Consider the following 5,890-nt stretch of genomic DNA (forward strand, 5'->3'; position numbering starts at 1 on the left):
CGGGCGACGCCGCCACGGAAGGCGGGGACGCGTCGTCGGGCATGGAAAGCAGCATGGACGCGGGCCGATGGAAGGCTGCCAGGAAGCGTGCCAACTGGGGCGCGTAGGCGTCGCGCTCGCGCGCGCTGAACGCGTCGGCGGTGGTCCCAGGAAGCCAGTCGGTGACCGCCCACGGGTAGGGGTATCCGCAGCCCGGCCACCCCACGAAGCGCGGAACCGGGATGGGCAGCGGGAGCCCGGGCGCCAGTCGAGGCGCCCACGTGGTCTCGTTCACGACCAGGCCGGCCGCCAGTTCTCGCCGCGGCAGGCGGACCACCAGGTCATCCCCTGCCCGGACCATGACGTTGTCCCAGCCCTCGGCGGCGATGTCCAGCGGCAGGGACGCCAAGTGCGGCGCCTGCTGTTGGAGCAGGCGCCGCACGAGGGGGACGTCGATCTGTACGTCTGCGGCCGGAATCATCCGTCCAGCCTAGACGAACACTCAGGCGTCCTGGTCGGAGTACTGGGCCACCAGTTCGCGCTTGAGGATCTTGCCGGAGGGGCCGAGCGGGAACTCCTTGACCAGGTGCACCTGGCGGGGGAACTTGTAGGCTGCGAGGCGCTCGGAGGCGTAGTCCACGATGTCCTGCTCGGTCAGACTCGATTCGGCAGCGAGGGTGACGGCAGCGGCGATCTCCTGACCGTGTTTCTCGTCCGGGACGCCGAAGACGGCCACATTGGTGATCTCGGGGTGGGTGAGGATGGCCTCCTCCACCTCGCGCGGGTAGACGTTGTAGCCGTTGCGCAGCACCATGTCCTTCTTGCGGTCCACGATGGTGATGTAGTCGTCGTCATCCTTGGTGCCCAGGTCCCCGGTGCGGAACCAGCCGTCCACCACGGCCTCCGCGGTGGCGTCGTCGCGGTTCAGGTATCCGGAGAAGAGGCAGTGGCCGCGGACCACGATCTCGCCGAGTTCGCCGTGCGGCAGCAGGGTGATCCCGGTGGGGTCGGTGGCATCGGCAATCTCTGCCTCCACACCCCAGATGGGCTGGCCGATGGTGCCCGGGCGGGTCGGGCGGCCCACATGATTGAACGTGACCACCGGCGCCGTCTCGGTGAGGCCATACCCCTCGTGGATCTTGGCTCCGCCAGAGATCTGCTCGAAGCGTTGCAGGATGGAGACCGGCAGGGCCGCTCCTCCGGAGATGCCGTACTTCAGCTGGGTCGGAGTACCCTCGCGACCGCGCGCAGCCTCGATCAGTCCCACGTACATGGTGGGGACACCGGCGATGATGGTGATGCCCTGATCGAGCAGTGCGTCCCAGGCCTCGGCAGGGTTGAACTTGGGGACCATGACGATCTCCGCGCCGGCTCTGATACCGACATTGAGGACCGCGGTCTGACCGAAGATGTGGAACATCGGCAGGGCGCCGAGCAGCTTGTCCTCATGTGTCAGTTCGAAGACGCCGCCGGCCAACAGGGTCGAGGTCTGCTCCAGCAGGGCGAAGTGGGAGAGCTTGGCGCCCTTGGGCTTACCGGTGGTGCCGGAGGTGTAGAGCGTGGCCGCGATGTCCTCGGGGTGACGGTAGAGCAGACCCTCGATGGGGGTGGCGTCCTTGGCGAGGTCTTCCAGGCGGGTGGTGCCCAGTTCCTCAGGGGCCAGGACGGTCAACACCTCGACTCCGGCTTCGGCGGCTCCGGCCGCGCCCTCACCCAGCAGAGGCGCGGCGACCACGAAGAGGTCGGCGCCGACGTCGGACAGGATGTAGTTGATCTCGTGACGCTTCAGCAGCGCGTGCACCGGAACCACCGTGGCGCCCAGGGCCAGGATCGCGTAGTAGACGCGCGGGAAGTCCGGGACGTTGGGCATCAGGACTGCGACCTTGGACCCTTCACCGATCCCCTTGGCCTTCAGCGCGCCTGCATAGCTGAGCGTCTGATCCCACAGGTCCTTGTATGTGATGGACTGCGGACCCATCGAGACCGCGATGCGGTCGGAATGGTTGCGGGAGCTTTCGTACAGGACGGACGCGACGTTGATGCCAGTGAAGCCGGTTTGGGACATGGGTCCTCCGCATCGAGGGATATGTGAGCCGTGCCACATATCCAACTCGTGAGTAACTTAGATGTCAAACCGGGGTGCTTCGGTGGGCTGCTGCTCGCGTCGGCAGGTCTGGCCCTGCCGTCGGTCGGACTGAACCTGGCGTCGGCAGATCTGGGCAGATTCTCCCGACACTGGAGTTTCTCCGTACACCACGCCGCCTCTTCTCCCTGCACTGGCATTGCTTTCGAGAGTCGCCATCCCGGCCACCAATCCGTCGGACCCTTGATGCATACTCAATCCATGACATCACTCGATCCCGCCGACGCGTCTCGGCTGGCTACTTTCGTCCAATCTCAATCCCCAGAGCCTCCGGCGCACAAAGCCGGATATTCCCACATGGGAGCGCTGATCGCAGATCTGGCGTTCCAGCGTCGCGCAAAGTATGAAACCACCGTGGTGCCCCGCGTGCACAAGGTTCGCGACAGCTTGAAGGACAAGCCAACCACTACCGAACTCGTCGCATGGTTACAGTCCTCCACCGAGGCGGACCGCCGATCCATCTACAACAGCCCCAGCAAGTGGCAGGTCATTGAAGACGTCGCCAAGCTGTTCGCGGCCGAGGGGTTGGACACAGTAGAAGAAGCGCGTGCCGCCTTCACCAAGGTGTCAGATTCCGCGGACAGGCCGGACCGCCGGGACGATCTTCGCAGCAAGCTGATCAGAATCCGCAATGTCGGCAAGAAGACGCGCGACTACGTGGACATCTTGCTGGGCTCAGATCAGGCTCGTGCCATCGATTCGCGCATCAAGCGCTCCTTCGCAGCCGCGGGAGTGGGATTCCGCTCGTATGACTACGGCGTCGAATTGATTGACGCCACCGCCAAGAAGCTTGACTGGACGCCGCAGCAAGTCGATTCTGCTCTGTGGACGGCGGGAGACAAACATGCGTGAAGACTCCCGCGCTATCAACGTTGGGGACATCCTGCCTGATGAGGTTGACCAGGACGCGGTCAAGACTCTTCGTTGGAAAGCTTGGATGGAAGAGCAACTAACAGAGTCTGGGGTCGCACTCACCGACCTGTTTCCCGGAGATTCACGCGGTCCGGTCGCTAGGCTGGCTTCCGCACTGCAGCGGAAAGTGATGCCACTCAAGGAGCACTACCGACTCAGCGGCGAAATCATCGAGCAGCTCGACGCGGCCGAGAAGTGCGCCGTCGAGTGCCCTTCTTTTCAGAGGGAGGGGCTGTACAAGGCCGTGATCCCGAGGACGGAACCTCGGGATCGACTGAACGCGATTGTTGTCGCCTTGGACGGCCTTGATTCGCGGCTTGCTCAAGGCGATTTGCAAGGAGCCTGCGGAACCACCGACCTGGAGAAAGTCCGGGACCTTCTTCAGCCCATCCGCGACCTGGCAGTGCACCCCATCGGCTGTGGGGCGGTACGCCGTCTCGAACCCCAGCCAGTCGTGACGCTTCCCTAGCGAATCGACCGTTCACCGGGGGCGCGGGCGGTGCGGCAATGTTATTCGTGGCCGCGCAGCAACTCTCACCCCATCACCCTTGAGCTGACTCCGGCCATTCGCACACCCCCATCGAAAGGATTCCCGTGGATACCCCTGCCCTCAATTGGACCTTCATGACCGAGGTTCCCACACCCCCGGACCTGCGCGAGCTACTGCTGCCGGGCGAAGAGGCCGTGGCATCGTTCAAGACCGTGCGTGACACAGCGACCTTCACCACCAAACGGCTTATCGTCCGGGATGCCCAAGGCATGACCGGCAAGAAGGTTGAGGTCTATTCGTTGCCGTATTCGTCGATCAATATGTGGTCATCCGAGAACGCTGGCAGGCTACTAGACTTCAACGCCGAGATCGAACTGTGGACCAAGGCTGGACACATCAAGATCAAGGTCGGGAAAGGAGCGGACATTCGACGCCTGGATTCACTGATCGCTTGGGCGGTCCTGAACAGTCCAGCCCACTGAGCAGAACGGAGAAGCTCAGGGCTACCATCTTGGAGCACACTCCTCGCATTCGTCGGCGATTGAAATGTGTGAGTTCTGATCAGCAGCATTTTCCTCGACCAAGCTTGCGCCAACGCATGGAGTTCTGATGCAGCGGACGGGGAAACTCCAGCGGAAGGCGGTCTTGCCCAGAATTCCTTCCACTGGAGTTTCTCCATGCACCAGGCCAGGTCTCCATCCACTGGCGTCAGATCGCCCCTGCACTGGCGCCACTGCCTCACTGCCCAGGCGTCGGCGTCACAGGTACGGACGAGTGAAGAGCTCCAGGTAGTGCCCTGATGGATCGAGCAGGTACACGCCACGGCCATCATGCTCGTGATTGATCTCGCCCGGTCGAGTGCGTTGTGGGTCTGCCCAATGCTCCCGCCCCTGACTCACGAGCATGGCGTAGGCGCGGTCAAAGTGCTGGTCATCCACCAGGTATGCATAGTGCTGCGGCGGGAAGTCGATGGGCGGCGTCGCGAATTGCAACAAGATGCCGCCGCCGATCTGGATGTTCACGAAGGGTCCCCACGAAGGGGCCTCATCGGCTTCGAGCAGGTCTCGATAGAAAAGTGCCATCTCGGCGGAATCCGTCGAGGCGATGATGGTGTGGTTGAAGTGTGCGGTCATGTTTCTCCTGATGTGTTCCGAATGGGGTGAGTACGTTCAGAACACCAGGAGGAGCGCGGATCAGGACACGACCAGATAGCCGTCCCGGGAGCGGCAGGTGCCTGCCTGACTGGTCATCATCGCGGCAACCCTACCAAGCCGCGAGATGCTCCATCGAGGGCGTGCCGACCGAGCCCCTCGTTAGGATGGGCCGATGGCAACCTACTTCTACACAGCATCGTCGCTGGACGGTTTCATCGCCACGACCGACCACTCTCTCGAGTGGCTGTTCAAGCAGGACTTCGACTGGGAAGCGACCATGCCGGAGACCCAGTTCATGGCAGGCGTCGGCGCTCTGGTCATGGGATCGTCCACGTACCAATGGTTGCTGCGCAATCAGGAATCGTGGGAATACACGCAGCCGGCCTGGGTCTTCACCCACCGTGACCTCGACGTGCTTGAGGCAGCGGACGTGCGCTTCGTCCAGGGCGACCCTGCCGACGCCTTCGACCGGATCGCTGCATCAGCCGATGGGAAGAACGTCTGGGTCATGGGAGGTGGCGACCTGGCCGCGCAATTCGCGGAGGCGAATCTGCTTGACGAGGGGTGGATCCAAATCGCACCCGTGATGCTGGGATCCGGGCAGCCACTTTTCACGCGCCCGCTGCAGCTGGACCTGTTGAACGTGGTCCGCAACCGAGATTTCGCCTGCACCCGCTACCGAGTACACAAATAACCAGTTCTTCCGACACTGGAGTTTCGGCCTACACCACGACGAATCTCGCCGTACAGGCACGCGCGTCGGGTCGGCGTATGCGGCTATACGGCGGCCCGCGCATGGACGAAGGCCGACACGGCAGCCTCGATATCGACTGCACTGTGCGCAGCGGAGAGTTGGACACGGATGCGCGCCTTGCCCTTGGGCACCACCGGATACGTAAAGGCGGTGACGTACACGCCACGGGCCAACATCTCATCGGCCATCCTGGCAGCCACGTTCGCATCCCCGAACATCACGGCGATGATGGGATGCTCGCCCTCTAGGAGGTCGAACCCTTCGGACGTCATCCGCTCGCGGAACAACCGCGCATTCGCTTGCAATTGTTCCCGCAGCTCCCCGGCCGTCGCCACCAGTTCCAGGGAACGCAGGGCAGCGGCCGCGATGGACGGCGCCACGGAATTGGAGAAGAGATATGGCCTGCCCACCTGCCGCAGCAACTGCACTATCTCCGCGCGCCCCGAAACATATCCACC

At 63.2% G+C, this 5,890-nt stretch carries 8 protein-coding genes; 4 read left to right on the plus strand and 4 right to left on the minus strand.

Going from position 1 to position 5,890, the window contains the following annotated elements:
- Both Q0A15_RS01715 and Q0A15_RS01720 read right to left on the minus strand, forming a co-directional pair.
- A partial coding sequence (locus tag Q0A15_RS01715) for a phosphotransferase (protein ID WP_291277815.1) occupies positions 1-460 on the minus strand: 460 nt, incomplete at its 3' end.
- Positions 461-481: 21 nt separating this feature from the next.
- Positions 482-2,044 (minus strand): long-chain fatty acid--CoA ligase, encoded by a 1,563-nt coding sequence (locus tag Q0A15_RS01720; RefSeq protein WP_291277816.1) that lies wholly within the window; start codon positions 2,042-2,044, stop codon positions 482-484.
- A gap of 375 nt (positions 2,045-2,419) precedes the next feature.
- Between Q0A15_RS01720 and Q0A15_RS01725 the strand changes: the two genes are divergently transcribed.
- The 3 genes from Q0A15_RS01725 to Q0A15_RS01735 all read left to right on the plus strand — a co-directional run bounded on the left by Q0A15_RS01725 (position 2,420) and on the right by Q0A15_RS01735 (position 4,006).
- Complete coding sequence (locus tag Q0A15_RS01725) at positions 2,420-2,974, plus strand: hypothetical protein (protein WP_291277817.1); 555 nt, start codon at positions 2,420-2,422, stop codon at positions 2,972-2,974.
- Positions 2,967-3,503 (plus strand): hypothetical protein, encoded by a 537-nt coding sequence (locus Q0A15_RS01730; RefSeq protein WP_291277818.1) that lies wholly within the window; start codon positions 2,967-2,969, stop codon positions 3,501-3,503. Before Q0A15_RS01725 ends, Q0A15_RS01730 begins: the two co-directional genes overlap by 8 nt.
- Positions 3,504-3,628: 125 nt before the next feature.
- Positions 3,629-4,006, plus strand: a complete 378-nt coding sequence (locus tag Q0A15_RS01735; protein ID WP_291277819.1) for a PH domain-containing protein — start codon at positions 3,629-3,631, stop codon at positions 4,004-4,006.
- A gap of 276 nt (positions 4,007-4,282) precedes the next feature.
- Here the strand turns inward: Q0A15_RS01735 and Q0A15_RS01740 are convergent, their stop codons facing one another.
- Positions 4,283-4,657, minus strand: a complete 375-nt coding sequence (locus tag Q0A15_RS01740; RefSeq protein WP_291277820.1) for a VOC family protein — start codon at positions 4,655-4,657, stop codon at positions 4,283-4,285.
- A gap of 193 nt (positions 4,658-4,850) precedes the next feature.
- Here Q0A15_RS01740 and Q0A15_RS01745 point away from each other — a divergent pair, with 193 nt between their 5' ends.
- Positions 4,851-5,372 carry a dihydrofolate reductase family protein gene (locus tag Q0A15_RS01745; protein ID WP_291277821.1) on the plus strand — a complete coding sequence of 174 codons (522 nt, stop codon included), beginning with the start codon at positions 4,851-4,853 and terminating at the stop codon, positions 5,370-5,372.
- 83 nt (positions 5,373-5,455) lie between these two features.
- On the opposite strand, the gene Q0A15_RS01750 is transcribed toward Q0A15_RS01745, so the two are convergent.
- A partial coding sequence (locus Q0A15_RS01750; protein ID WP_291277822.1) for an aminotransferase class I/II-fold pyridoxal phosphate-dependent enzyme occupies positions 5,456-5,890 on the minus strand: 435 nt, incomplete at its 5' end.

Source organism: Galactobacter sp. (assembly GCF_022712295.1).
GTDB lineage: Bacteria > Actinomycetota > Actinomycetes > Actinomycetales > Micrococcaceae > Galactobacter.